Raw genomic sequence first — 26,959 nt, 5'->3', positions numbered from 1 at the left:
GGGAACTATGAAGTTCACGCACGAGTCGCTGCCGCAGCGGGTCCGCTTCGCCACCGGCGAGGCGGCCGCTGCGGTGGCGGCCGAGGTCAAGACGCTCGGCGCGCAGCGGGTGATGGTCATCGCCGGCGAGCGCGAGGCCGAGATCGCCGCTCGGGTGACGGCCGACGTGCCGGTCGTGCTGCACCACGACGAGGTGGTGATGCACGTGCCGGTCGCGGTCGCGGAGCGGGCTCGTGAGCGAGCGGCCGAGGCCGGCGCCGACGCTCTGGTCTGCGTCGGCGGCGGCTCGACCACCGGGCTCGCCAAGGCCGTCGCACTCACCACCGGGCTGCCGATCGTGGCCGTCCCGACGACCTACGCCGGGTCGGAGGCGACCGACGTGTGGGGGCTGACCTCGGACGGTACGAAGCGCACCGGTGTCGACCGCGGGGTGCTGCCGCGCTCGGTCGTCTACGACGCGACGCTGCTGACCAGCCTGCCCGGTGAGATGAGCGTCGCCAGCGGGCTCAACGCGCTCGCCCACTGCGTCGACTCGATGTGGGGCCCGCGGGTGGACCCCATCGACCAGGTCAACGCGGCCGAGGGGATCCGTGGCCTCGCAGCCGGTCTCCCGCTCGTCGCCGACGACTCCGCGAGCGTCGACGGGGTCGAGCAGACGCTCTACGGCGCCTACCTGGCCGCGGTGGCATTCGCCTCGGCCGGCTCCGGGATGCACCACAAGATCTGCCACGTGCTCGGCGGCATGTTCGACCTGCCGCACGCCCAGACCCACGCGGTCGTGCTCCCGCACGTGCTCGCCTTCAACGCGCCGTCCGCGCCCGAGGCGGAGACCCGGATGGCGGCGGCCTTCGGGGCGGCGAGCGCCGTGGAGGGGCTGGCTCGGCTGCGTACCCGACTCTCGGCGCCGAAGGCGCTCAAGGACTACGGCATGCCCGAGGACGGCATCGCCGCCGCGGTCGCCCCGATCCTGGCCGCGATCCCCGACAACAACCCCACCCCGGTCACGGAGGAGAACCTGACCGCGTTGCTCACCGCCGCGTGGGCGGGAGAGGAGAACTGATGACAACCGAGATCTCGCCCCAGCAGCAGGAGGTCGAGGAGAAGCTCGTCGAGACCGTCGTCGCCTCCTTCGACGCTTGTGAGGACCCGCGCCTGAAGGAGGTCATGGTGTCGCTGACGCGTCACCTGCACGCCTTCATCCGTGACGTCCGCCTGACTGAGGACGAGTGGAGCGCGGCCATCCGGTTCCTGACCGAGGCCGGCCACATTACCGATGACGTACGCCAGGAGTTCATCCTCCTCTCCGACACCCTCGGCGCCTCGATGCAGACGATCAACATCAACAACGAGGCGTACGCGGACGCGACCGAGGCCACCGTCTTCGGGCCGTTCTTCGTGGAGGACTCCCCGGCGATCGAGCTGGGCGGCGACATGGCCTTCGGGGCCCCCGGCGAGCCGTGCTGGGTCACCGGGACGGTCACCGGCACCGACGGGAAGCCGCTGGCCGGGGCCAGGATCGAGGTCTGGGAGGCCGACGAGGACGGCCTCTACGACGTCCAGCGCGATGCCGGTTCCCGGGCGGCCCGGGCGCACCTGTTCACCGACGCCGAGGGCGGCTACCGGTTCTGGGGGCTGACGCCCACGCCGTACCCGATCCCCGACGACGGTCCCGTCGGCAAGATGCTCACCGCGGTCGGACGCTCACCGCTGCGGGCCTCGCACCTGCACTTCATGGTCACCCACGAGGGGTGCCGCACGCTGGTGACCCACATCTTCCCCGAGGGCGACCCGATCGGCTGGGAGGACACCGTCTTCGGGGTCAAGGAGTCGCTGATCAAGAGGTTCGAGCAGCAGCCCGCCGGTACGCCGACACCGGACGGCCGAGTCATCGAGGGCACGTGGTCGACGGTGCGATTCGACATCGTCCTCGCGCCGAGCGGCGTCTAGCGTCGACGCCGCGGAGCGCCCGGCCGGGTCGTCCCCTCCGTGCGTCGCTACGGAGCCCGGTGCACCACATAGGTGAACTCCTCCCGGAGAAGGACCGTGCCGCTGGAATCGGTGATGGTGAGGCGGTCGGTCACGCGGGAGTCGGACGGGTACTCGATGAGGAAGACCTCCGCCTCGATCCAGGTCGCGCCGGCGGACATGTGGGAGTTGTTCACGTCGAGCCCACCTGGCGGCGCCGGGTGGTCCAGGGTGATCCGCAGCGTGCCCTTCACCCAGCCCTCGCTGCCCTCAGGCGTCATCAGCGGCTCGTTCACGGTGTAGCGGTCACCCGCTCGGAACGCGCGGATCTCCGGTCTGACCTGCATCGACCGGGCGACGCTCTTCTTGTTACGGATCGCCTTGACGGTCACGTTGAACGTCGGCAGCGTGCCGGTCGTCGGGCCCTTCGTCACTGCCTTGAACGTGGCGGACCGGTGGCCCTTCGTGACGGTGACCGAGGTCGGCACCTTGACCCATGACGAGCTCGAGGTGAGCGTCACGGCCAGCGAACTCTTGGCGACGCAGTCGAGCGTGACCGTGCCGGTGGCGGTCTGCCCGGCATGCACATAGGCGGGTAGCGACAGCGCCTTCGGCACCGGCGTCGGGTAGCACGGGGTGACCGCGCGGACGAGCGTCGACCGGCGCACCACCCGACCGCGGACGGCCTTGAGGCGGCCGGTGCTGCGCACCGTCGTCGCGGAGGTCCGGACGGTGACCTTGGCCGTGCTCCGGCCGCGGGCGACGTAGACGTACGCCGGGACGCGGATGCCCGTGCTGGCCCACAGCCGCACCTTCGTCCGCTTCGGGGTCCGACAGCTGAGCCGGACGGTGGCGGTCGTCGAGGAGCCGCCGGTCACGGTCGACCTGGCGGGCGAGAACGACTTGAGCGCCGGGCGGCAGCGAGCCTCTGCCGACGGCGTCGTGACCGTGGCTGGGACGACGAGCACCGCGGCAGCCAGGACGATGCCGAGGGCGAGGCGGGCGATGATCCGGTACATCCTCGAAAGGTAAGCAGGGCTCCAGCGCCAGCGGGGGGCTGGCGCTGGAGGTCCCTCGAATCAGGTAGCGAGACGTCTCGCCAGGCTCAGCCGAGCGTCAGAGAGCTGAGGATCTCGACGATGCTCTGCTCGGTCGGCTCCTTCTCGATCCCGGCGTCGTGCAGGATGCCGGAGCCGGCCTCGTGCTCGAGGAGCGCGAGGAGGATGTGCTCGGTGCCGACGTAGGAGTGCTCGAGACGCAGCGCCTCGCGGAAGGTCAGCTCGAGCACCTTGCGTGCGTCGGCGGAGAACGGGATCATCTCGCCGACCTCACCGTAGGGCTCGGGCACGGCAGCGGTCGCCACCTCGCGTACCGCCTCGATGGTCACGCCCTGCGCCGTGATCGCGTGGCCGGCCACGCCCTCCGACTCGGAGAGGAGACCGAGGACGAGATGGGGTACGCCGGTCTCGGCGTTGGCGGCCTTCCGGGCCTCCGCCTGGGCCTGGACCACCACGGTGCGGGCTCGCGGGGTGAACTTCGCGAACCCGGCATTCGGGTCGAGGGCCTGGTCACCCGCCTTGGGCACGAACTTCTTCTGCGCCGCCTGCTTCGTCACCCCCATCCGGGTGCCGATCTCGGTCCAGGAGGCGCCGGAGCGGCGGGCCTGGTCGACGAAATGGCCGATCAGGTGGTCGGCCACCTCGCCCAGGTGCTCGCCGACGACCATCGCGTCGGCCAGCTGGTCCAGGGGTTCGGGTCGGGCTTTCTTGATCGAGTCGATGAGGGTGTCGAGGCGTACGGCCTTGAGGGCGGGGTCTGGGGTGTCGGTCATGTTGTTCTCCTAGGTGTTCGGACGATCTGGGTCATGGCTCTTGCTGCAGCGGGACCGCGATGCCCACCGTGACGGTGTTCAAGGTGAAGCTGCCACCGGGGCCGAGGGCATCGATGGCAGCGCCGACCAGCTCCAGCACCGGTGCGCGCTGTTCGGCGGAGAGACGGGTGAGGAAGCCCTGCGTCGGCACGAAGTCGAGCCACTCCTCGCGGGTGACCTCGCGCGACCAGGAGAACCGCCAGGGCTCCGGCTCGGTGAACCCGCCGAGCTCGACGAAGCGCTCGCCGACCTGTCGGGCGCCCTCTTCGTACGTCTTGTCTGCCTGCTTCATCGCTTCGCGGTCCAGGGGGAGGTCGGGCGCGACCTGGCTCAGACCGTCGAGGAGCGCGTCGCCGACCGGCGCGGGCGGGTCATAGACGTTCCAGAAGGCTGCGAACAGGCCGCCGGGACGCAGCACGTCTCGCACCTTCGCGGCGCCGGCCACCGGGTCGACCCAGTGCCACGCCTGCGCGGCGACGACGGCGTCGAACGTACGCCCTGCGGCATCCCAGTCCTCGAACCGCGACTCCTCGACGACGAGCCCTCGCGAGCGTGCGTACGCCGCCATCCGCGCGTCCGGTTCGACGCCGAGGACGTTGGCGCCGGTCACCTGGAGCTGCCTGGCCTCGATGCCGGTCCCGCACCCGACATCGAGCACCTCGGGACCGGGGGCGAGCTCCAGGACCCGAGCGATCAGCTCGTCGGGATAGTCCATCCGCGCGCGGTCGTAGCGGTCGGCGTCAGAGCCGAACGACTCGGCCATCTGCCGCTGATGGTGTGCTGCTGCGGATCTCGGGGTGCCCATGCGTCAACCTTAGGTTGACGATGACCGGGCGTCAACCGTGAGTTGACGGGGAGTGTGGGTTGTTCGCGTCGACGGGGGTCGACGTCTACAACCCCTTCTCTGCTGAGGCATGACCCCACAACGGAGCGGGGCCGGTCATCCGTGTGGATGACCGGCCCCGCTGCGTACGTCTGCCTCAGTTGTTGGAGATCTGGATCATCTCGTCGCGGGGGACGACCTTGATCCGCTCGCGGCCCTGGGCCTCGCCGAGGGAGCGCTCGTGGTTGTCGAGCTTCTCCCAGCCTTCGATGGTGGTGAACTCGACGCCCTTGCCGGACAGGTGCTCGAGGACAGCGGCCGGCGAGCCGTGCTCGGCCGGCTGGAGCTTGTCGATGTCCTGGAGGAGGTTGTCGATGGTCTCCTTGGCGTCGGACTTGGTGTGGCCGATGAGGCCGACCGGTCCGCGCTTGATCCACCCGGTGACGTAGGTGCCGTCGAGGTGTTCGCCGTTGAGGCCGAGGACCCGGCCACCGGCGTTGGGGATGACGCCGTTCTCGCCGTCGAAGGGCACGTCGGGGAGCGCCTCGGAGAGGTAGCCGACGGCGCGGTAGACCGCCTGGACCGGGGTGTCGGTGAACACGCCGGTGCCGGAGACGGTGCCGTCGCCGTTGTATTCGGTCTTCTCGCTGCGCAGCGCGACCACGCGGCCGTCCTCGCCGACGACCTCGACGGGGTTCTGCATCATGTGGATGACGATCTTGTGGGGCTTCTCGCCCGCGGGCGCCTCCATGTACTTCAGGAGGATGTCGGCGACCAGCTTGGTCGCCTTGTGGCTCTGGATCGCCTTCTCGCCGGCCTCGTCGATCTCGAAGCCCTCCTCCTCGACGACGACCTCGACCGACGGCGAGTGGGAGAGCTCGCGGAGCTCCATCGGGCTGAACTTGATGTGCGCCGGGCCGCGGCGGGCGAAGACGTGGATCGTCTTGGCCGGGTTCTTCTTCAGGCCCTGGTAGACGTTGTCGGAGACCTCGGTGGTCAGCTGCTCGTCGGCCGGCTTGGCCAGCATGCGCGCCACATCGAGGGCGACGTTACCGGCGCCGAGGACGGCGACCTCCTCGGCCTCGAGGGGCCAGTCGCGGGAGACGTCGGGGTGTCCGGCGTACCAGCTGACGAAGTCGGCCGCGCCGTAGGACTGCGGCAGGTCGATCCCCGGGATGTTGAGCTCGCGGTCGGCCATCGCGCCGGTGGCGAAGATGACGGCGTCGTAGAAGCGGTGCAGGTCGTCGAGCTTGAGGTCGGTGCCGAAGTCGACGTTGCCGATGAACCGGATGGCATCCTGGTTCAGCACTCGCTTGAGCGCCTTGATGATCTCCTTGATCCGCGGGTGGTCGGGAGCCACCCCGTAGCGGACCAGGCCATAGGGCGCAGGCAGACGCTCGATGACGTCGACGCGCGCGCCAGGGTGCTCCTTGGTGAGGATGTCGGCAGCATAGATACCGGCCGGGCCGGCACCGACGATCGCAACGCGGATGTCACGCATAAGGGAGTTCAACCTTCCGTGGATGTACTAAGGCAAGCCTAAAGGGGGTCGTGTAACCCTCCGAATCCGTTCCACCAGGTGGTTATGCAGGTCCACGTGGGTTTCACGCTCAATTCTAGAACGTGTTCTTGTTCTGGGCGTGGTCGCCGGCGTGATCTCTGCCACGTACGGCGTGTCGCACACCGGTGGTCGAGCTTGTCGAGCCCCCCGACCGGAGACGTCAGCCGGCGACGTCAGCCCCGAGATCGCTCGAGCCGCTGGGTCCCGATGACGCGCAGGAGCTCGAGCTTCTCGGCCGAGTCGGTTCCCTCCAGCGGAAAGTAGGCGAGGAGCTTCACGTCGGCCGCCTCGGTGAGCAGGACCTCGCAGCGGACCGAGACCGGGCCCACCTCCGGATGGACGAACGTCTTCACGTCGGCCCGGCGGACGCCGACCTCGTGGCGCTCCCAGAGCCGTCGGAACTCCTCGCTGGTCTCGAGGAGGTCGTGGACGAGGGTGGTGACGTCCGGGTCGCCGGACCGTCGGGCGTACGTCGCCCGCAGGTCCGCCACGTGGCTGGCCGACATCCGGTCCCAGTCCTCCCGCGGCGTCGTGCGGAACTCGGGCTCGGTGAACCAGCGCCGGAGCACGTTGCGGGCCGAGCCCTCCGGCATCTCCAGCAGGACGGAGGCGAGCGGGTTGAGCTAGGCGATGTCACCGATGTCGGTGCAGATCAGGACCGGGATGTCGGTCAGCCGCCGGGCGAGCGCGGTGAGGCCGGGACGTACGTAGTGGCCGGCCTGGCGCGCAGGTGGCGTCATCCCGGCGAGGTAGAAGAGGTGGTCGCGCTCGTCGAGGTCGCACTGGAGCGCCCGCGCGATCGCGGAGAGCACCGACTCCGACGGCGCCGACCCGCGCGCCTGCTCCAGCCGGGTGTAGTGGTCGGTCGAGACCCCGGCGAGCGAGGCGACCTCCTCCCGGCGGAGCCCCGGGGTACGCCGCCGCAACCCCTCCGGGAGACCGACATCGGCCGGCCTCAGCATCTCGCGGCGGCGACGGAGGAAGTCGGCGAGCTCACGGCGATCGGTCACGCTTCTCATCCTCCGCCCGTCGTGGCCAATTATCCAGGGACGACCTCTCCCTGGATGTGCCGTGCCTCCCGCGGCGCTCGGGACGGGAGCACGCTGGATGGCATGACGACATTCAACAGCCGACAGCTCGGCAAGAACGGACCCACTGTCACCTCCCCCGCCCTCGGCGGGATGAGCCTGTCCGGCGCCTACGGGCGCGTCGCGGAGGAGGACGGCGTACGCGTCATCCACGCCTACCTCGACGCCGGCGGCACGCTCATCGACACCGGTGACTTCTACGGCGCCGGCCACAACGAGATGCTGATCGCCCGGGCGCTGCGCGAGCGCAGCCGCGACGACGTGGTGCTCTCGGTGAAGTTCGGCGCGCTCCTCGCCCCGACCGGGATGATGGCCGGCTTCGACGGCCGCCCCGAGGCGGTCAGGTCCTCCCTCACCTACTCCCTGCAGCGGCTCGGCACCGACCACGTCGACATCTACCGGCCCGCCCGGCTCGACCCGCAGGTGCCCATCGAGGAGACCGTCGGCGCGATCCAGGAGATGGTCGAGGCCGGCTTCGTACGCCACATCGGCCTGAGCGAGGTCAGCGCAGAGACCATCCGGCGGGCTGCCGCCGTCGCCCCGATCAGCGACCTGCAGATCGAGTACTCCCTGCTCAGCCGAGGGATCGAGACCAACGGCATCCTCGACACGTGCCGTGAGCTGGGCATCGGCATCACCGCGTACAGCGTGCTCGGTCGCGGCCTGATCGGCGGCAGCGGTGCCGTGGCCGGATCGCTTGGCCGGATGCCGCGCTTCCAGGGCGAGAACCTCGACCACAACCGCGCGCTGGTCGCCACCCTGGAGGAGATCGCCGCCGCGAAGGGCGTCACGCTCGCGCAGCTCGCGATCGCCTGGGTCGCAGCCCGCGGCGAGCACCTCGTCCCCGTCATCGGCTCGCGGAAGGTGAGCCAGATCGAGTCGATGGTCGGCGCCAACGAGGTGAGCCTCACCGACGCCGACCTGGCCCGCATCGACGCCGCCGTCCCGGTCGGCGCCGCCCGTGGCGACCGCTACCCCGGCCAGTTCATGGATCAGCTCGACAGCGAGAAGTGAGCCGAGACGTCGATTCTCGACGCCGAGAGGTCGATCTTTGACGCCGAGAGGTCACTCCGCTGACTTCTCGGCGTCGAAGATCGACCATTCGCGGGCGACAAGTGACCACTCGGGGTGGTTGTGAGTCCGTGAGGAAGACCACAGGTCTTGGACCGATACAAGTGGACAACCCTGGTGTCCACTGGCTGATCTGCCCTACCGTTACCGGCCGGTAACCAGCACGGTGGGGTTCCGGCTCGGCCCGGTCATCCATCGGTCACACGCAGATCGGCTGACCGGAACCCCGCCATGCTGGAAACTGAAGAGACCGCGTAACTGACGAAGGAGCCGAGGATGCTCATCGGAGTGACCCGAGAGACGAAGCCTGGGGAGACACGGGTGGCGGCAACGCCCGCGACGGTCAAACAGCTGACCGGCCTGGGCTATGACGTCGTCATCGAGGGTGGCGCCGGGGAGGCGTCCAGCTTCACCGACGAGGCGTACGCCGAGGCCGGTGCCCGTATCGGCACCGCGGCCGAGGCGTGGGGTGCCGACCTGGTCTTCCGGGTCAACGCCCCCTCCATCGGTGAGGTCGAGCTGTTGAAGAGCGGCGCCACGCTGGTCGCCCCGCTGGCGCCGGCGCAGAGCGGTGAGCTCCTCGATGCGCTGGCCGCCCGCAAGGTCGACGCCTTCGCGATGGACGCGGTGCCGCGTATCTCGCGGGCGCAGTCGATGGACATCCTCTCCAGCCAGGCCAACATCGCCGGCTACCGCGCGGTCGTCGAGGCCGCCCACCACTTCGGCCGCTTCTTCACCGGCCAGGTGACCGCCGCGGGCAAGGTGCCTCCGGCGAAGGTGCTCGTGGCCGGTGCCGGTGTGGCCGGTCTGGCCGCCATCGGTGCGGCCTCCTCGCTCGGCGCGATCGTCCGCGCCACCGACCCGCGGCCCGAGGTCGCCGACCAGGTGAAGTCGCTCGGCGGTGAATACCTGAAGGTCGAGGTCGAGGTCGAGAAGTCGACCGACGGCTACGCCAAGGCGACCTCGGAGGCCTACGACCAGCGTGCCGCGGAGATCTACTCCGAGCAGGCGCAGGACGTCGACATCATCGTCACCACCGCGCTGATCCCCGGCCGACCCGCGCCGAAGCTGATCACCGCCGCGGACGTCGCCTCCATGAAGCCCGGCTCGGTCATCGTCGACATGGCGGCCGCGATGGGCGGCAACGTCGAGGGCACCGTCAAGGACGAGGTCGTCACCACGCCGAACGGCGTCACCATCATCGGCTACACCGACCTGCCCGCGCGCCTTCCGGCCCAGTCGAGCCAGCTCTACGGCACCAACCTGGTCAACCTGATGAAGCTGGTCACGCCCGAGAAGGACGGCGTGCTCGCCCTCGACCTCGAGGACCAGGTCCAGCGCGGCCTGACCGTCGTCCACGACGGCGGCGTGCTCTGGCCGCCTCCGCCGGTGCAGGTGTCCGCGGCTCCTGCTGCGGCGCCCGCCGAGGTCTCGACGGGCTCGACCACCGAGACGAAGAAGCCCCTCTCCTCCGGTGCGAAGCTTGCGCTCGTCGGCACCGGCGCCCTGGCGCTCTTCCTGCTCAACGCGGTGGCGCCGGCCGAGATCACCCGCCACTTCACGGTGCTCACGCTCTCGGTGGTGATCGGCTTCTACGTCATCGGCCACGTCCACCACGCGCTGCACACCCCGCTGATGTCGGTGACCAACGCGATCTCCGGCATCGTCGTGGTCGGTGCGCTGCTCCAGCTCACCGTCGCCGACAACGTCGTCCTCGTGCTCGCGGGCATCGCCACGCTCCTGGCGAGCATCAACATCTTCGGTGGCTTCGCCGTGACCCGCCGCATGCTCTCGATGTTCCGGAAGGCCTGATCATGGATATCTTCTCGATCGCCGGCGCGGCCTACCTCGTCGCCGCCCTCCTCTTCATCCTGTCGCTGGCAGGTCTGTCCAAGCACGAGACCGCCTCCCAGGGCTGGCTCTACGGTGTCGCCGGTATGGCGCTCGCCCTGGTCGCGACCGTCATCCAGGTCGCCGACGCCGGCACCACCACCGCCGTGCTCGTCCTCGTCGTCGCGGTCGCCATCGGCGCGGTCGTCGGTCTGTGGCGTGCCAAGGTCGTCGAGATGACCGGCATGCCCGAGCTGATCGCGCTGCTGCACTCCTTCGTGGGTCTCGCCGCCGTGCTGATCGGCTGGAACGGTCACCTCGAGGCGGCGGCAGGTCACATTCACGGCGGCGCCATCCACTCCGCCGAGGTCTTCATCGGCGTCTTCATCGGTGCGGTCACCTTCACCGGGTCGATCGTCGCGTTCCTCAAGCTCTCCGCGCGGATCAAGTCGGCGCCGCTGATGCTGCCGGGCAAGAACCTGATCAACATCGGAGCACTGGTCGTCTTCGCGGTCCTGACCGTCGTCTACATCATCAACCCGACGCTCCCGCTGCTGATCGCCGTCACCGTCGTGGCGCTGGCGCTCGGCTGGCACCTGGTCGCCTCCATCGGTGGCGGTGACATGCCGGTCGTCGTCTCCATGCTCAACAGCTACTCCGGCTGGGCCGCTGCCGCCTCCGGCTTCCTGCTCAGCAACGACCTGCTGATCGTCACCGGTGCCCTCGTCGGGTCGAGCGGTGCGTACCTCTCCTACATCATGTGCAAGGCGATGAACCGCTCGTTCATCTCCGTCATCGCCGGTGGCTTCGGTATCGAGGCGGGCCCGTCCGGTGACGTCGACTACGGCGAGCACCGCGAGATCAACGCCGAGGACACCGCCGAGCTGCTGGCCGGCGCCTCCTCCGTGGTGATCACCCCCGGCTACGGCATGGCCGTCGCCCAGGCGCAGTACCCGGTCGCCGAGCTCACCCGCATCCTGCGGGACAAGGGCGTGGACGTACGTTTCGGCATCCACCCGGTCGCCGGGCGTCTGCCGGGCCACATGAACGTGCTGCTCGCCGAGGCGAAGGTGCCCTACGACATCGTCTTGGAGATGGACGAGATCAACGACGACCTGGCCGAGACCGACGTCGTCCTGGTGATCGGTGCCAACGACACCGTCAACCCGGCCGCCGCCGAGGACCCGGGCTCGCCGATCGCAGGCATGCCGGTCCTGCGGGTCTGGGAGGCCAAGAACGTGGTCGTCTTCAAGCGGTCGATGGCCGCGGGCTACGCCGGTGTGCAGAACCCGCTCTTCTTCCGCGACAACTCGCAGATGCTCTTCGGCGACGCGAAGGCCAAGGTCGACGAGATCGTGGCGGCCCTCGCGCGGGTGCCTGCCTGACCCTGACCTGACCGAGCAGTGGGGCGCACCGGGAATCCCGGTGCGCCCCACTGCTGCATGTCAGGACGGCGTCACTCGTAGAACCAGAGGTTGTGCTTGTCGTTGACGACCAGGTGGCCGTCGCCGAAGCCGACCGAGACGTCGCGGTGGTTGATGGTGTCGCCGATCGAGTCGACGCCGGAGAGCGTCAGGGTCCAGACGTCCTCCTCCTCGTGCCACGTCCGGAAGGAGAGGGTGGCCTTGTCGAGGAGATAGACGCCGGCGTCGAGCGCCTGGTACGCGTGGCCGTAGCCGTCCTCCAGCAGCTTGCCGTCCGCGTCGTAGAGAGCGCCCTCGTCGATCCCGAAGTTGAGCTGGTCGCCCTTGCCGTCGACCTTGACCATCTGCACCGCGCCGTAGGGTCGGGCCGTGGAGAACGGCAGCTCGCCGACCTTCCCGGTCTCGTCGAAGATCGGGTAGGGGCCGTTGGACGGCATCGTGATGCCCTGCGCCTCGTCGTAGCGCCCGTCCTCGATCACCGCGATGCGGTCGCCGGCGGTCGAGGTGACCGCTCCCTCGCCGGGCACGTTCCACAGGGCCTCGCCCTTCTCGGCGGAGAAGCCGTACGTCGCGTGGCCGACGACCACGACGAGGTCGTCGTTGGCGTCGAGCTTGATGTCGTACCAGAACTTCGGGCCCTTCCAGCCCGCCGGCATGTCGATCTTCCAGTCGAGGATGCCGTCCTCGCGTGAGTAGCGGGCGAGCGTGTCGCCGTGGACGGCGTAGATCCAGTCGTCGGTGGTCGTGATGTTCTCGCCGGAGATCGTCCACTCGCCCTTGTCGTCCGGACTGCTGACCTTCTTCAGGGTCTTGGCCTCGCTGTCGTGGACGAGGTAGGTGCCGTCCTCCTCGACGGACTCGACGAAGTGGTCGTCGTCGGTGTCCTTGAACACGATCTCACCGTCGAAGTCGTAGACGATGGTGCCGCTGTCGCTCGTGGTCTCGCCGTTCGCGTCGGTGGAGATCGGGCCGTACCAGGACGCCTGGATCCGCTCGGCGTCCTCGTCGACCCAGGCACCGCTGTAGTTGTGACGCTCGGCGCGCCACCTCTCCTTGCCGTCGTCGTCGAGCACGACGAACCCCGCCTCGCCCTCGAGCACCGCGACCGTGAAGTCGGGGCCGTCGGCCGTCCAGCGGATCTCGTCGCTGCTCTTCCAGCTCCACTTCCGGGTCGGCTCCGAGGTCACCGCCTCCATGTCGCTGTGGGTGCCCGGCGTCTCCGCGGTGTCGCCGCCGGCGGCGCTGCTCGATCCGCCCGGGCGGAGGAGGAAGAAGGCCCCGAGCCCGGCGCCGGCGATGAGGACCAGCACAGCGAGCCCGCCGAGAGCGACCCACAGACCGGTCTTCGACCGCTTCTTCTTCGGCGGGCCGGCATAGGCGCCCGGAGGTGGCGGCGGGATCCACACGCCGTCGGTCGGAGGCGGCGGTGGTGTCCATGCACCCGGAGACGGCGGAGGCGGCGGCGGGGGAGGCGGCGGCGACGGGGGTGGCGCAGAGGGTGGTGGCGGCAGATCGTCCCGAGGCGGCTGGGTCATGGGGACATCATGCTTGGTGAACGCACCTCTGACCAGCGGGAACGTGACACACATCTCGCACTGCCGAATTCTTCTCGGCCCGGGCACGACGCACACAATGAGAGCTGTGTCAGAGCCGTATGCAGACTCCCTCGAGTCGATCCGCATCCCCCACACCTGGGTGGAGGACGCGCTCGGCTACGTGACCAGCATCGTGGTGACCTCGCTGGGTCTCTACCTGATCCAGTCGGTCGGCGCCGTGACCGGTGGGACGGCGGGCCTGAGCCTGCTGGTGAGCTACTGGACCGGGCTCCCGTTCGAGGTGCTGTTCGTGCTGGTGAACCTGCCCTTCTTCGGGCTCGCGCTCTCCAAGAAGGGTCTCGGGTTCACCGTGCGCTCGCTGGGCTGCGTCATCGCGGTCTCGGCGATGACCCACGGCCTCGGCGACCTGCTCCCGCTGGAGGGCCTCGACACCGTCTACGGCGTGGTGGCCGGCAACCTGCTCGTCGGTCTCGGGCTGCTGGTGATCTTCCGTCACGGCGCCTCGATGGGCGGGTTCAACGTGCTCGCCCTGGTCCTGCAGGAGCGGCTCAACCTCCGCGCCGGGTACGTCCAGATGGGGCTCGACGTCGCCGTCGTGCTGCTCGCGCTCGCCGTCGTCGCGCCGGTGACCGTGCTGCTCTCCGCGGTCGGCGCGATCGTCCTCAACATCATCCTGGCCTTCAACCACCGGCCCGGCCGCTACCTCGCCTGACAGCCGTTGAGACGGTTTGTCGCCCAAGTCGGTAGACATTGCAGAATGGATGCATGACTGCCGCGAAGCGCGCACCCCAGCCCGGCGCCGAGGACCTGACCGAGCACCTGCGTGACCGCTGGTCGGTGAGCGTCTTCGACGCCGACCACGAGATCAGCGAGACCGAGACCAGGCTGCTCCTCGAGGCCGCTCGGTGGGCGCCCAGCGCCGGCAACAGCCAGCCGTGGTCGTTCCTCGTCCTGCCGCGGGGCTCCGCCGGGCACGAGACCTTCGTGCCCCATCTGTCCCGGGGCAACTCCGGGTGGGTGCCGCGCGCATCGATCGTCTTCGTCGCCGTCGCCCAGGTCGGCCCGGGCCCGGACGGCAAGGGCCCGAAGTGGACCGGCTACTCCTACTACGACCTCGGCCAGGCCGCTGCGCACCTCACCGTCCAGGCCGCCTCGCTGGGCCTCTCCTCCCACCAGTTCGCTGGGTTCGACCACGATGCCGTGGCGGCCGCCTTCGGCGTACCCGACTGGTGGAAGGTGATGACCGGCATCGCGGTCGGCCGCCACGGCGACCCCGCTCAGGTCGACCCGCGCGACGCCGAGCGCGAGGAGCGTGAGCGTGTCCGCCGGCCGCTCGCCGAGGTCGCCTACGCCGACAAGTGGGGCACGCCCTGGGCATGACGCCTCAGACGTACGTCTCGGAACCGCGCGAAATCGTCGTACCCGGCGGGGCATCGGTCTAAGGTTCCCGAGTGGAGAGCGGTCAGGGAGCGGGTCGGCTCCGGCGCGTGACAGCGGGTCTGTTCGTGCTGGCGGCGCTGAGTGCTGGGCTGGTGATGACCGGTCCGTCGGCGACCGCGGCCCCGAACGACGGCGTCGCGGAGACCTCACGCACCCGCTACGTGCTCGACGAGAAGAAACGCACGGTCCGGGTGAAGACCGACATCACGGTCACCAACCAGCAGGCCAGCACCGCCACCACCTATTACTTCCTGACCGGTCACGCGATCCCGATCCCGGCCGGGGCCGAGCGGATCAAGGCGACGAGCAACGGCTCGAAGCTCGCGGTGAGCACCGAGAAGGTCAAGGGCACCGGCCTCAAGGTCGCCTCCGTCTCGTTCCCCGACCTCCACTACGGCAAGTCCCGCACGATCACCTGGACCTACGAGCTCCCGGGCGCACCTGTCCGGGCGAAGAAGAACAACATCCGCATCGGAGACGGGTACGCCGTCTTCCCCGTGCTCGGTGTCGGTGACGACGACTCGGTCACCGTGGAGATCGTGCTGCCGAAGTCGATGGAGTTCTCCAGCTCCGTTCCCGGTTTCAAGAAGACGACGAAGGGTGACCGCACGACCTGGAAGGCGTCCGGCGACTTCATCGAGGGCGGCGTGTCCGCACGCGACCCGAAGGCCTTCGACGAGCAGAGGATCACCATCGGCGACAACCGGGTCTCGCTGCAGAGCTTCCCGGGCGACGAGGAGTGGCTCGAGTTCGCCGAGAAGCAGGTACGCGCCGGGCTGCCCGTGCTCGAGAAGACGATCGGCGCCGAGTGGCCCGGCGGGCTCGACGCGGTCCGCGAGGACGTCTCCTCCGAGGCGCTCGGCTACGCGTGGTTCGACGAGGACGCGAAGGAGATCGTCGTCTCCGAGGACCTCGACTCGGTCGTGCTCTTCCACGAGATGACCCACGCCTGGATCAACCCCAACACCGTCAACGGCCGCTGGCTCAGCGAGGGACTGACCGAGGTCGTGGCGCAGCGGGCCGCCGAGGAGGTCGGCGCCGAGGGTCAGAAGTACGGCAAGGCGAAGCGTGGCAGCAAGGAGGCCTTCGCGCTCCTCGACTGGGACGCGGTCGGCCGCGACGTCACCGCCGAGGTCGACGCCTACGGCTACCCGGCCGCCTACGCCGCGGTCTCCGCGATGGTCTCGGACCTCTCCGACGAGGAGCTGACCGCGGTCGTCGCCGACGTCTACCGCGGCCGCACCGCCTACGACCGCCCCGACGACGAGCCCCACGGCGTGACCGACTGGCGCAGGTTCCTCGACCTCGTCCAGCTGCACGACCCCGACGCGTCCGCCGAGAAGAGCCTCCGCAGATGGGTCCTCCCACGCGCCGAGGCGAAGGAGCTCTCGCAGCGGGCGCAGGCGCGCAAGACGTACGCCGCGGCCGACCGTGCCAACGGGGTGTGGCTGCCGCCCGAGGGGCTGCGCCGAGCGATGGCCTCGTGGGCGTTCGACGACGCGGCGACCGTCGCCGGGCTGCTCGAGGGCGCCGACGCCGGCGCCCGCGAGCTGCAGGCGGCGGCGAAGGCGGCCGGTGTGCCGGTCTCCGCGGCCGCCCGCGAGGCCTACGAGAGCGCCGACCTCGCCGACGAGTACCGATCGCTGGCCACCTCGCTGCCCCGGGCCGCGAAGGTCACCACCGAGGTCGGTGCCGCCACCGCCGCGGTCGAGGGCGTGCAGAACCCGGTCACCGAGCTCGGTGAGCTGGTGCTCCTCCTCGACCTCGGGGGGGCCAGCGCTCGGGCCGACCTCGACGACGGCCACCTCCAGGACGCCGCGGCCACGGCGGCCGGGGTGCAGAAGCGGGCCGGTTGGGCGTTCGTCGCGGGGCTCGTCGCGCTGGTGCTGCTCGCGGTGGCTGCGTACGCGGTGTTCCGGTTGTTCTGGAGCCCGTCGGCGCGGCGTCGGCGGGCCGAGCGCAGAGCGTCCCGTGCCCCGGCCAGGGCGTCGCGCCCGGCTACACCGGTCCAGCCGGTCCAGCCGGTCCAGCCGATCCAGCCGGGTCCGCCGTCAGTCGGTGGAGAGCTCTTCGGCGTAGAGCGCGGCCCCGACCGCCCCCGCAGTGTTGAGCAGCTTCGCCGGGATGATCTCGGTGTCCAGCTCCAGAAGCGGGAGGAACTCCGCCGATTCCTTCGAGACCCCTCCGCCGACGAGGAATAGGTCGGGCGAGAAGAGCATCTCCAGGTGGCGGTAGTACTTCTGCAGCCGCTTGGCCCACTGCTTCCAGGAGAGGTCCTCGCGCTTGCGGGCGATGTTGGAGGCGCGGGTCTCGGCGTCGTGGCCGTCGAGCTCGAGGTGGCCCAGCTCGGTGTTGGGCACGAGCACGCCGTCGTTGAGGAGCGCGGTGCCGATGCCGGTGCCGAGGGTGGTCATGATGACCAGCCCGCGGCGGCCCTTCGCGGCGCCGTAGCGGACCTCGGCCAGCCCGGCCGCGTCGGCGTCGTTGACCACGTGCACGTCACGCCCGGTGGCGGCGGTGAAGATCGCGTCCGCGTCGGCGCCGATCCACGACTTGTCGATGTTGGCCGCGGAGTGGACCACCCCGTGGCGTACGACTCCGGGGACGGTGACCCCGACCTTCCCGTCGTAGTCGGGGAACTGGCCGAGCAGCTCCACGAAGATCTCGGCGATGGCATCCGGGGTGGATCGCTCCGGCGTCGGGACGCGTACGCGCTCGGCGGCGAACTCGCCGGTGGCGAGGTCGATCGGGGCCCCCTTGATGCCCGTGCCGCCGAAGTCGATGCCGAAGGGCAGGGTCGTCGTCATGTCCCCATCCTATTTCCAACTGGTGACGCGACGTGTGGCACATGACACATCCGCCTCAGCGGTCGCGCGACGGTCCCACTAGACTCTGCCGCCATGGGGGCCGGCGTACCTGAAACCACCCGTCAGCGAATCCTCGACGCAGCTGCCGAGATGACCACCGAGACCGGGTGGGCGAGCGTGACGATGTCGCGTATCGCGCAACGCTGCGGGGTGAGCCGGCAGACGGTCTACAACGACATCGGCGCCAAGCCCGCGCTGGCGAAGTCGCTGATCCTGCGCGAGCTGGAGCAGTTCCTCGCGGTGGTGAGCGCGTCCTTCGACCAGGAGGACGACTTCGTCCGGGCGATCCGCCGGGCGACGTACGCCGTCCTCGACCGCGCCCAGGACAACAAGCTGCTGCACGCGGTGGTCTCGGCGACCCACGGCGCCGACACCGAGCTGCTGCCCTACCTGACCAGCCAGAGCGAGGGTCTGCTGGGCTACGCGACCGAGATCATCCACGAGCACATCGAGAAGTTCGACCACGGGCTGAGCGACCGCCAGGCCGACGTCGCGATAGAGACGATGGTGCGTGTCGTGCTCAGTCATGTCATGCAGCCGACCGGCACACCCGACCAGACCGCAGACGACATCGCCTGGCTGATGTCACGCGTTCTCGCCTGAGCTACCGGCGAGTTGGGCGGTCACCAGCCCTCCCCTAACCTTCCTCGGGGAGGTAGAAGGATGCGCAAGGTCTCGTGGAGGGCGCCCGCGGCGATCGCCGCCGTGCTCGTCGTGACCCTGACGGCCTGCGCCGGGGAGCCCGAGAAGCCGGGCTCCTCCTCGCCGAGCGGCAGCCCGAGCGCCAGCGAGGCGGCCGAGAAGAAGAGCCCCGTCGCCGACCCGTCCCACGCGGTCGACCTGCCCGGCAAGCGCGAGGGCACGCTCCACTCCACCGACCTGCTGATCGTCTCCGAGGACACCCTCCCGTCCCGGTCGGTCAAGAAGATCGGCGCGCTCGAGGGCGTCTCCGGGGTCGAGCAGATCTCGATGGCGCAGGTCAGCGTCGAGGGACGGCTGGTGAAGGTCGTGGCCGTCGACCCCTCGACCTACCGCAACTTCGCCCCGTTCCAGAGCGCCGACTCCGACGAGGTCTGGCAGCGCGTCGCCGGCGGCGAGGTCGCGATCGACCCCGAGCGCCAGGACGAGCTCCCGGCCGACAAGGACGGCTTCGTCCGGCTCGGCTCCAACAAGGACGCGACCACGGTCCACGTCGGTGCGTACGCTCCCCAGCCGCCGGGCCTCGCCTCCGCCGTCGTCAACCACAAGTGGGGCGAGGAGATGGGCATGGAGAAGGGCAACGCGCTCATCGTCTCCACCGCCGCCATCGCCCCCAACCGGGTGGTCAAGCCGATCCAGAAGATCGTCGGCTCCGACGCCTCCGTGCAGCGTCTCGACGTCGTCGCCCGCGCCGGCCTCGACCCCAACGCCCCGCAGAAGGCCCACGTCGTCGGCACCGTCGCCGAGGCCGTCGGCAACTACACCTACCGCGCCAACGGCGACGGCACCATCACCCCCGCCGCGAGCTGGGTCAGCTCCCACATCGTCACCGCCCAGGTGCCGATCATCGGCTCGGTGACCTGCAACAAGGTGATGATCCCCCAGCTCCGCGCCGCGCTCCAGGAGGTCGTCGACCGGGGTCTGGCGAAGAAGATCAACCCCGCCCAGTACGCCGGCTGCTACTACCCGCGCTTCATCGCCAACAGCACCCAGCTCTCCAACCACGCCTTCGGCCTCGCCGTCGACCTCAACACCGCCGGCAACCAGCGCGGCACCGTCGGCGAGATGGACCGCACCGTCGTCGCCATCTTCGAGCGCTGGGGCTTCACCTGGGGCGGCAACTGGAAGTGGACCGACCCCATGCACTTCGAGATGAACCGCATCGTCAAGCCCGGCTGATCCGCCGTTGGTCGAGCTTGTCGAGACCCCCTATCCGGGGCTTCCACCCGCACATGCCCGATTTTGTATCGATGCGGAACGTAGATCCGAGGCTCGGGCCTAGTTCCATCCACAAGCTCGCTTCAGACCAGAGATATCCACAGGCAGCGATTTTGGGTGCGACATCGTCGCTCGGGCCGCACATGGTGGCTCCATGACTGAGGACCCGGAATCCGGCGCGTTCGATCCGACGCGGCCCTTCACCCGAGCGGCGGCAGCTGCGCAGGGGAACATCAGGGACCTGCGTACGCCTTCCTACCGGCGCTTGCTGCACGGCATCTACGTCGCGGCGACCGTCGAGACGACGGCGGCGCTCATGGCCGAGGCGGCGTTGCTCCCGTTCGGTGAGAAGGCGTGGGCGAGCCACGCCACGGCGGCGCGCGTCCTCGGGCTCCCGATCCCGGCGCTCCCGGGCGAGCACGTCACCGTCGTCGAACGTCGCCGGCGCCGCGGTCGGCGGGACGTGACCTGTCATCTCAGCAGGAAGGGCCTCGTCAACGTCATCGGCGGCGTGCGAGTCTCGGCGCCGCAGCAGGTGTTCATCGAGCTGGCCACTCAGCTGAGCCTGGTAGATCTGGTGATCGTCGGGGACCACCTGGTGCGCAAGGGGCTGGTCGACCTGGCCACTCTGCGAGCCTTCTGCGCCGAGACGTCCGGGCCGGGTGCAGCGCTCGCGAGGACGGCCGTCGGCTACGTACGCGACGGGGTGGACTCTCCGATGGAGACCCGGCTCCGGCTGCTGATCGTGCTCGCCGGGCTTCCCGAACCAGAGGTCAACCTGCTGGTGGGCGACGAGCTCGAGCGACGGAAGTACGACCTCTCCTACCGGCGTTCGAGGACGATCATCGAGTACGACGGCCGTCAGCACGTCGAGCGCATCGAGCAGTGGGAGGCCGATCTCGAGCGGCGCGAGGGGATCGACGACGACCAGTGGCGCATCCTGGTCTTCGTCGCGAAGGACATCTACAAGTCGCCCGGCCGCCCCCTCGAGCGGATCCACCGAGTCCTGCAGCTTCGCGGCGAGCCGGGCGTACCAACGACCCTCTCCGACGCCTGGCGCGCGCACTTCCCGGGCTGGTCCTGACCGATAGCGCCAGAACCCCGCACATGTGGGGAAGCGACGCGCGAACGTGAGCAACATGGTGCAACTTCCCTGCATGTGCGGGGTTGTTGCGCACCCGCTTGGGACCCCACATCTACCCTGGGGCTGTGACGATCCTTGATGACGCCCGCCCGGGCATGGACGACAACATCCGGCCGCAGGACGACCTGTTCGGTTTCGTCAACGGCACCTGGCTCCGAGAGGTCGAGATCCCGTCCGACCGGTCGAGCTGGGGACCGTTCGTGATGCTGGCCGACCAGGCCGAGCAGCAGGTGCGCGCGATCATCGAGGAGCTCGCGGCATCGGGAGGTGCGCCGGGCAGCGACGCCCAGAAGATCGGTGACCTCTTCGCGAGCTTCATGGACGAGGACACCGTGGCCGAGCGCGGCGTACGTCCGCTGGACGGTCTGCGGGCGGCGGTCGACGGGCTCCGTGACGCCGACGACCTGGCGGCGTTCCTGGGCGAGGTCGAGCGGATCGGTGGCCACGGGCTCTTCGGGTCCTACATCGACAACGACGACAAGCAGTCCGACCGCTACATCTTCAACCTGCTCCAGGGCGGCCTCGGGCTGCCCGACAAGGACTACTACTTCGACGAGAAGTTCGCCGAGGTGCTCGGGAAGTACACCGACTACCTCGAGCGCCTCTACGCGCTCGCCGAGCACCCCGACCCGCGCGCGGCGGCCGAGACGATCATCCGGATCGACACCCGGCTGGCCGAGGGCCACTGGGCGCGCGAGGAGACCCGCGACAAGCAGAAGACCTACAACCTGCTCACCCTCGCGGAGCTGCGCGAGCTGGCCCCCAACTTCAACTGGGACGCCTACGTCCGCAACCTCTCCGGCTCGAAGCTCGACACCGAGGCGGTCCTCGGTGAGGTCGTGGTGCGGCAGCCGTCGTTCTTCGCCCACCTCTCCACCGTGCTGGGCGAGGTCGACATCGACGACTGGAAGCTGTGGCTCTACTTCCACGTGCTGCGCTGGGCCGCGCCCTACCTGACCGACGACTTCGTCGAGACCAACTTCGACTTCTACGGCCGCACCCTCAACGGCACCCCTGAGCTGCGCGAACGCTGGAAGCGCGGGGTCGCGTTGGTCGAGGGTGCGATCGGGGAGGCGGTCGGCAAGGAGTACGCCGCGCGGCACTTCCCGCCCGAGGCGAAGGCCGAGATGGACGACCTGGTCGCCAACCTCCTCGCCGCCTACCGCAAGTCGATCTCCGAGCTCGACTGGATGGGCGAGGAGACCAAGCAGAAGGCCTACGAGAAGCTCGACAAGTTCACGCCGAAGATCGGCTACCCGAACAAGTGGCGCGACTACTCCGCGCTGACCATCTCCAAGGACGACCTGATCGGCAACGTCTCGGCCGCGTCGATCTTCGAGACCGACCGCCAGCTCGGCAAGCTCGGCGGGCCGGTCGACCGTGACGAGTGGTTCATGCTGCCGCAGACGGTCAACGCCTACTACAACCCCGGCACCAACGAGATCTGCTTCCCGGCCGGAATCCTGCAGCGTCCGTTCTTCTCGCTCGACGCCCACCCGGCGGAGAACTACGGCGGCATCGGCGCGGTGATCGGTCACGAGATCGGCCACGGTTTCGACGACCAGGGCGCCCAGTTCGACGGCGACGGCAACATGCAGGACTGGTGGTCGCCGGCCGACAAGGCGGCCTTCGAGGTGAAGACGAAGGCGCTCATCGAGCAGTACTCCAAGCTCTCGCCGCGGGACCTGCCGGGCGAGTTCGTCAACGGTGCGTTGACCGTCGGCGAGAACATCGGCGACCTGGGCGGACTGACGATCGCCCACACCGCCTACATGCTCGCGACCGATGGTGCCGCCGAGATAGGCGACCGGCAGCGGCTCTTCCTCAACTGGGCCTACGTGTGGCGTACGGTCCGGCGCAAGGAGCAGGCGCAGCAGTTCCTCACCATCGACCCGCATAGCCCGCCCGAGTTCCGTGCGAACATCGCCCGCAACCTCGACGAGTTCCACGAGGTCTTCGGCACCGCTCCGGGTGACGGACTCTGGCTCGACCCCGAGGATCGGGTGCGCATCTGGTGACATGCCCCAGGGTGTGTTTGGTTAATCTTTGATAACGGCGTAACCGAGTTACGCGGGGAGAGCCCTTCACAAACCTGCATTGCAGGAATTTGTTCGGCCGCGCGGTCGGATCCGGTGGAAGGATCCGGACCGATCCTGGTCGTTATCTCGAGGAGAACCCCATGCGTAGATTCGTTCGAGTGGCGGGTGCAACCACCGCTGCCGCTGTTGCAGGAACTGCTTTCGTCGCCTCCTTCGGAAGTCCAGCCGGCGCCACCCCTGCCGACTCCGCCTCCGCCGTCACCCCGGTCAGCCTGTCCGCTCAGAAGGTGATCGACGACGAGTCGGTCGCGGCGAAGGCCGTCAAGGCGTTGACGAGCAAGCCGTCGACCTGGAAGGTCGGCGCCGGCCAGGAGCTCGAGCCGGTGGTGACCCTGAAGGACGCCAGCGGTGCCACGCACGTGCGGATGAACCGGACCTACGAGGGGCTCGAGGTCGTCGGCGGCGACCTGGTCGCCCACCAGAACAAGTCGGGCGCGGTGACCTCGGTCTCGCAGGGCCTCGAGAAGGTGCTCGACCTCTCGGTGAAGCCGGGCGTCACCAAGGACGCGGCGATGAAGGCCGCGCTGACCCTGGACGCCGTCACCAAGGCGATCACCGACCTCCAGGCCGACAAGAAGCACGCCCCGAAGCTCGTCGTCGACGCGGTCGACGGCACCCCCACGCTCGCCTGGCGCGTGACCACCAAGGGCAAGCAGTCCGACGGCACCCCGTCCCGCCTCGCGACGTACGTCGATGCCGCCAGCGGCAAGGTGCTGCGCCGGGTCGAGGGCATCCACACCGTCGACGGCGAGGGCAACACGCTCTACTCCGGCACCGTCCCGCTGCAGGTGACCCAGAACGGCTCGACGTACGAGCTGCGTGACGAGACCCGCGGCGGCACCTACACGACCGACATGAACAACGCCGAGGACAGCATCCTCTGCCAGCTCCTCGGCTTCGGCTGCGCCGCCGGCGACGTGGTCACCAGCCCGAGCTCGACCTTCGGCAACGGCTCCAACGACGACCGGGCGACCGCCGCGGCCGACGCCCAGTACGGCACCAACGTGACCTGGGACTACTACAACGAGGTCCACGGCCGCGACGGCATCTTCGGCGACGGTTCCGGCTCCTACAACCGCGTCCACTACGGCAACGGCTACGTCAACGCCTTCTGGGACGGCGAGAAGATGACGTACGGCGACGGTGACGGTGTCGGCTACGGCCCGCTGGTCTCGCTCGACGTCGCGGGCCACGAGATGACCCACGGCGTCACCGAGAACACCTCGGGTCTGGAGTACTCCGGCGAGTCCGGTGGCCTCAACGAGTCCACCTCGGACATCTTCGGCACGGCGGTCGAGTTCTACGCCGACAACGCCGAGGACCAGGGCGACTACCTGATCGGTGAGGCCTTCATCCTCGACGGCGGCGACCCGCTGCGCCGGATGGACAACCCGTCCTTCGACGGCAACTCGGTCAACTGCTGGTCGTCCTCGACCGGTGACCTCGACGTCCACTACTCCAGCGGCGTCGGCAACCACTTCTTCTACCTGCTCTCCGAGGGCTCGGGCACGAAGACCATCGGTGGCGTCGAGCACTCGAGCACGACCTGCGACGGCTCGACCATCACCGGCATCGGTCGGGATAAGGCCGAGCAGATCTGGTTCCGCGCGAACTCGACCTACTTCACCTCGACCACCGACTACGCCGGTGCGCGTGACGCGACGGTGAAGGCGGCGACCGACATCTACGGCGCCGACAGCGCCGAGGTCTCGGCTGTCGAGGCGGCCTGGAGCGCGGTCTCCGTCGGCTGACCCTCATACACCGCGACGACGGCGTCTCCTCTTGGCGAGGAGGCGCCGTCGTCCGCATTTGGTAACTAAAGTACGAATTCGGGCGTGTGGTTATGCCGGTGCGGTGATTGGACGCATACTGGACACGTCGAGCCGGTTCTGCGGGTCCCCGTGGGGGAGGACCAACAGCGCCGGCTCGGCCTCGCTTTTGTGGGCGCGGTCGATGGCTGGTCCGACCGGACCGTCGGTGGTCCCTGATAGACCTGTGGCATGACTGATCCGGCCACCGACGTACGTGCCCGTGCCGAAGCGCATCTGCGCGCGCTGGTGGGGCGTGACGATGCCACGCTGCGCGAGGACCAGTGGTCGGCGATCTCGGCGCTCGCCGTCGACCGCCGCCGTGCGCTGGTGGTGCAGAAGACCGGGTGGGGCAAGTCGGCGGTCTACTTCGTGGCGACCCTGCTGCTCCGCGAGGCCGGGCTCGGGCCGACGGTGATCGTCTCGCCGCTGCTCGCGCTGATGCGCAACCAGATCGCCGCCGCGCAGCGGGCCGGGATCCGGGCGGTGACGATCAACTCGACCAACCCGGAGGACTGGACCTCGATCGAGGAGTCGATCCATGCCGGCGAGATCGACGTCCTGCTGGTCTCCCCCGAGCGGCTCAACAACCCGAAGTTCCGTGACGCGGTGCTGCCGCGGCTGGCCGCGGAGTGCGGCCTGCTGGTCGTCGACGAGGCTCACTGCATCTCCGACTGGGGTCACGACTTCCGGCCCGACTACCGCCGGATCCGCACGCTGCTGGGCGACCTCCCCGCCGGGATCCCGGTGCTCGCGACCACCGCGACCGCCAACGAGCGGGTCACCGCCGACGTCGCCGAGCAGATGGCGACCGCGGACGGTGAGTCCGTGGTGACGCTTCGCGGGTCGCTCGACCGGGATTCGCTGCGGCTGGCCGTGGTCTCTCTCAAGACCCCGGAGCAGCGGCTGGCCTGGCTCTCCGACCATCTCTCCGAGCAGCCCGGGTCGGGCATCGTCTACTGCCTCACCGTGGCGGCGACCGAGGAGATCGCCGACTACCTGCGCTCGCGCGGCCACGATGTCGCGGCCTATTCGGGGCGCACCGAGCCGGCCGAGCGTGCGGAGCTGGAGGAGGCGCTGGCTGCCGGGAAGATCAAGGCGCTCGTGGCGACCTCCGCGCTCGGGATGGGTTTCGACGCGACCCTCGGCTTCGTGGTCAACATGGGTGCTCCCTCCTCCCCGGTCTCCTACTACCAGCAGGTCGGCCGCGCCGGCCGCGGCACCTCCGAGGCCTCCGTCGTGCTGCTGCCGGGCCTCGAGGACCGCGACATCTGGGCCTACTTCGCCTCCCTCGCCTTCCCGCGCGAGGAGCAGGTGCGTCAGACCCTCGACGTGCTCGCCGAGGCCGGTCGGCCGCTGTCGACGCAGGCGCTGGAGACGTACGTCGACCTCTCGCGCTCGCGCTTGGAGCAGATGCTCAAGGTGCTCGACGTCGACGGTGCCGCGCGCCGGGTCGGTGGTGGCTGGGAGGCGACCGGGGTCCCGTGGGTCTACGACGCCGAGCGCTACGAACGGGTCGTCGAGGCCCGCCGCCGTGAGCAGGACGCGATGCTCGCCTACATCTCGACCGACCAGTGTCGGATGCGGTTCCTGCGCGAGCAGCTCGACGACCCGGGTGCCGTCGACTGCGGTCGGTGCGACAACTGCGGTGGTTTCGAGGTGACCTCGGCGGTCTCCGAAGGTGCTGTCGAAGAGGCCTCCGCCCGGCTGGCGCGACCCGGCGTGGTCGTGGAGCCGAAGAAGATGTGGCCCACCGGCCTCGACCGTCTCGGCATCTCGCTCAAGGGCAAGATCAAGGAGGGCCCCCTCGAGGGCCGCGCCGTCGCCCGGCTGACCGACCTCGGCTACGGCCAGGCGCTGCGCGACCTCTTCCGTGAACCCGCCCAGGACGGCCCGGTCCCGGTGCCGCTGGTCAAGGCGGTCGTCGAGGTGCTCGGCGACTGGCGCCCCGCCGTCAGCGGCATCGTCTACGTCGAGTCGTCGACGCGCCCGACGTTGACGCGCGACTTCGCCGAGGGCCTCTCCCGCTACCTCCGCGTCCCCGCCCTCGGCTCCTGGGCGATCGTCGACCCCGACGTCGCCCCCGGCCAGGGTGCCGCCAACTCCGCCCAGCGCGTCGCCGCCATCGGCCGCCGCTTCTCCCTCAATGCCGACGTCCCACCCGCCGCCGACGTACTCCTCGTCGACGACCGCATCGCCACCGGCTGGACCGTCACCCTCGCCGCCCGGGCCCTCCTCGACGCCGGCGCCGCCACCGTCCACCCCCTCATCCTCGCCACCACCACCTGACCCCACGTCGGTCGAGCCGGACTCGCGAGGTACGAGCGAATCCGTGTCGAGACCAACACGGTCCATTCGCGCGCCGAGGGGACTGTGTTGGTCTCGACACCGCTCGCTTGCGCTCGCGGGCTCGACCAGCGGTAGCGGACCTTGCCGCGACGGCAGTTGGGTCGGCCGAGACGGCAGTTGGGTCGGCCGAGACGGCAGGACGTGCGC

20 protein-coding genes and 1 pseudogene are annotated in these 26,959 nt (G+C 69.4%); 13 read left to right on the top strand and 8 right to left on the bottom strand.

Annotated features, from left to right (window positions below; genetic code table 11):
* The first annotated feature begins 7 nt into the window (after positions 1 to 7).
* Complete coding sequence (locus tag IEY81_RS03485; RefSeq protein ID WP_189117061.1) at positions 8 to 1,060, top strand: maleylacetate reductase; 1,053 nt, start codon at positions 8 to 10, stop codon at positions 1,058 to 1,060.
* Positions 1,060 to 1,947, top strand: a complete 888-nt coding sequence (locus IEY81_RS03480; RefSeq protein WP_189117060.1) for a hydroxyquinol 1,2-dioxygenase — start codon at positions 1,060 to 1,062, stop codon at positions 1,945 to 1,947. The genes IEY81_RS03485 and IEY81_RS03480 overlap by 1 nt, the downstream gene beginning before the upstream one ends.
* A gap of 47 nt (positions 1,948 to 1,994) precedes the next feature.
* On the opposite strand, the gene IEY81_RS03475 is transcribed toward IEY81_RS03480, so the two are convergent.
* The 6 genes and pseudogenes from IEY81_RS03475 to IEY81_RS24035 form a co-directional block, all read right to left on the bottom strand.
* Complete coding sequence (locus IEY81_RS03475; RefSeq protein ID WP_189117059.1) at positions 1,995 to 2,984, bottom strand: hypothetical protein; 990 nt, start codon at positions 2,982 to 2,984, stop codon at positions 1,995 to 1,997.
* A gap of 86 nt (positions 2,985 to 3,070) precedes the next feature.
* Positions 3,071 to 3,796, bottom strand: coding sequence for a Clp protease N-terminal domain-containing protein (locus tag IEY81_RS03470; protein WP_189117058.1), 726 nt, complete (start codon positions 3,794 to 3,796; stop codon positions 3,071 to 3,073).
* 31 nt (positions 3,797 to 3,827) lie between these two features.
* Positions 3,828 to 4,640, bottom strand: a complete 813-nt coding sequence (locus IEY81_RS03465; RefSeq protein WP_229787296.1) for a class I SAM-dependent methyltransferase — start codon at positions 4,638 to 4,640, stop codon at positions 3,828 to 3,830.
* A gap of 175 nt (positions 4,641 to 4,815) precedes the next feature.
* Positions 4,816 to 6,159, bottom strand: coding sequence for an FAD-dependent oxidoreductase (locus IEY81_RS03460; RefSeq protein ID WP_189117057.1), 1,344 nt, complete (start codon positions 6,157 to 6,159; stop codon positions 4,816 to 4,818).
* 233 nt (positions 6,160 to 6,392) lie between these two features.
* Positions 6,393 to 6,827, bottom strand: a pseudogene (locus tag IEY81_RS24040) (MmyB family transcriptional regulator); the annotation flags it as partial.
* Between the two features lie 15 nt (positions 6,828 to 6,842).
* Positions 6,843 to 7,229 (bottom strand): helix-turn-helix domain-containing protein, encoded by a 387-nt coding sequence (locus IEY81_RS24035; RefSeq protein ID WP_229787293.1) that lies wholly within the window; start codon positions 7,227 to 7,229, stop codon positions 6,843 to 6,845.
* Positions 7,230 to 7,331: 102 nt separating this feature from the next.
* On the opposite strand from IEY81_RS24035, the gene IEY81_RS03450 reads away from it, so the two are divergent.
* The 3 genes from IEY81_RS03450 (at position 7,332) to pntB (ending at position 11,593) form a co-directional block, all read left to right on the top strand.
* A complete protein-coding gene (locus IEY81_RS03450; RefSeq protein ID WP_189117056.1) occupies positions 7,332 to 8,321 on the top strand; it encodes an aldo/keto reductase in 990 nt (329 codons plus the stop codon).
* Positions 8,322 to 8,654: 333 nt separating this feature from the next.
* A complete protein-coding gene (locus tag IEY81_RS03445; RefSeq protein ID WP_189117055.1) occupies positions 8,655 to 10,190 on the top strand; it encodes a Re/Si-specific NAD(P)(+) transhydrogenase subunit alpha in 1,536 nt (511 codons plus the stop codon).
* Positions 10,191 to 10,192: 2 nt separating this feature from the next.
* Positions 10,193 to 11,593, top strand: a complete 1,401-nt coding sequence (gene pntB, locus IEY81_RS03440; RefSeq protein ID WP_189117054.1) for a Re/Si-specific NAD(P)(+) transhydrogenase subunit beta — start codon at positions 10,193 to 10,195, stop codon at positions 11,591 to 11,593.
* A 71-nt stretch (positions 11,594 to 11,664) separates the two neighbouring features.
* On the opposite strand, the gene IEY81_RS03435 is transcribed toward pntB, so the two are convergent.
* Positions 11,665 to 13,167, bottom strand: coding sequence for a hypothetical protein (locus tag IEY81_RS03435; RefSeq protein WP_189117053.1), 1,503 nt, complete (start codon positions 13,165 to 13,167; stop codon positions 11,665 to 11,667).
* A 97-nt stretch (positions 13,168 to 13,264) separates the two neighbouring features.
* Between IEY81_RS03435 and IEY81_RS03430 the strand changes: the two genes are divergently transcribed.
* A complete protein-coding gene (locus tag IEY81_RS03430; protein WP_189117052.1) occupies positions 13,265 to 13,900 on the top strand; it encodes a YitT family protein in 636 nt (211 codons plus the stop codon).
* A gap of 53 nt (positions 13,901 to 13,953) precedes the next feature.
* Positions 13,954 to 14,568 (top strand): nitroreductase family protein, encoded by a 615-nt coding sequence (locus IEY81_RS03425; protein ID WP_189117051.1) that lies wholly within the window; start codon positions 13,954 to 13,956, stop codon positions 14,566 to 14,568.
* Between the two features lie 2,111 nt (positions 14,569 to 16,679).
* On the opposite strand, the gene ppgK is transcribed toward IEY81_RS03425, so the two are convergent.
* The gene (ppgK, locus tag IEY81_RS03420) at positions 16,680 to 17,435 is read right to left on the bottom strand and encodes a polyphosphate--glucose phosphotransferase (RefSeq protein WP_189117050.1); all 756 of its coding nucleotides are present in this window, start codon (positions 17,433 to 17,435) and stop codon (positions 16,680 to 16,682) included.
* Positions 17,436 to 17,528: 93 nt separating this feature from the next.
* Between ppgK and IEY81_RS03415 the strand changes: the two genes are divergently transcribed.
* The 6 genes from IEY81_RS03415 to IEY81_RS03390 all read left to right on the top strand — a co-directional run bounded on the left by IEY81_RS03415 (position 17,529) and on the right by IEY81_RS03390 (position 26,752).
* Positions 17,529 to 18,098 carry a TetR/AcrR family transcriptional regulator gene (locus tag IEY81_RS03415; RefSeq protein WP_189117049.1) on the top strand — a complete coding sequence of 190 codons (570 nt, stop codon included), beginning with the start codon at positions 17,529 to 17,531 and terminating at the stop codon, positions 18,096 to 18,098.
* A 60-nt stretch (positions 18,099 to 18,158) separates the two neighbouring features.
* Positions 18,159 to 19,373, top strand: coding sequence for a M15 family metallopeptidase (locus IEY81_RS03410; protein ID WP_189117048.1), 1,215 nt, complete (start codon positions 18,159 to 18,161; stop codon positions 19,371 to 19,373).
* A 193-nt stretch (positions 19,374 to 19,566) separates the two neighbouring features.
* The gene (locus IEY81_RS03405; protein WP_189117047.1) at positions 19,567 to 20,496 is read left to right on the top strand and encodes a DUF559 domain-containing protein; all 930 of its coding nucleotides are present in this window, start codon (positions 19,567 to 19,569) and stop codon (positions 20,494 to 20,496) included.
* A 125-nt stretch (positions 20,497 to 20,621) separates the two neighbouring features.
* Complete coding sequence (locus tag IEY81_RS03400; protein WP_271188329.1) at positions 20,622 to 22,574, top strand: M13 family metallopeptidase; 1,953 nt, start codon at positions 20,622 to 20,624, stop codon at positions 22,572 to 22,574.
* A 161-nt stretch (positions 22,575 to 22,735) separates the two neighbouring features.
* Positions 22,736 to 24,406 carry a M4 family metallopeptidase gene (locus IEY81_RS03395; RefSeq protein WP_189117046.1) on the top strand — a complete coding sequence of 557 codons (1,671 nt, stop codon included), beginning with the start codon at positions 22,736 to 22,738 and terminating at the stop codon, positions 24,404 to 24,406.
* A gap of 249 nt (positions 24,407 to 24,655) precedes the next feature.
* On the top strand, positions 24,656 to 26,752 hold the full coding sequence (locus tag IEY81_RS03390; RefSeq protein ID WP_189117045.1) for a RecQ family ATP-dependent DNA helicase: 2,097 nt from the start codon (positions 24,656 to 24,658) through the stop codon (positions 26,750 to 26,752).
* Positions 26,753 to 26,959 lie beyond the last annotated feature (207 nt).

This window comes from Nocardioides luteus, assembly GCF_014648595.1.
Classification (GTDB): domain Bacteria; phylum Actinomycetota; class Actinomycetes; order Propionibacteriales; family Nocardioidaceae; genus Nocardioides; species Nocardioides luteus.
The sequence above is the reverse complement of the archived record's forward strand: the minus strand, read 5'-3'. Positions and strand labels throughout refer to the sequence as shown.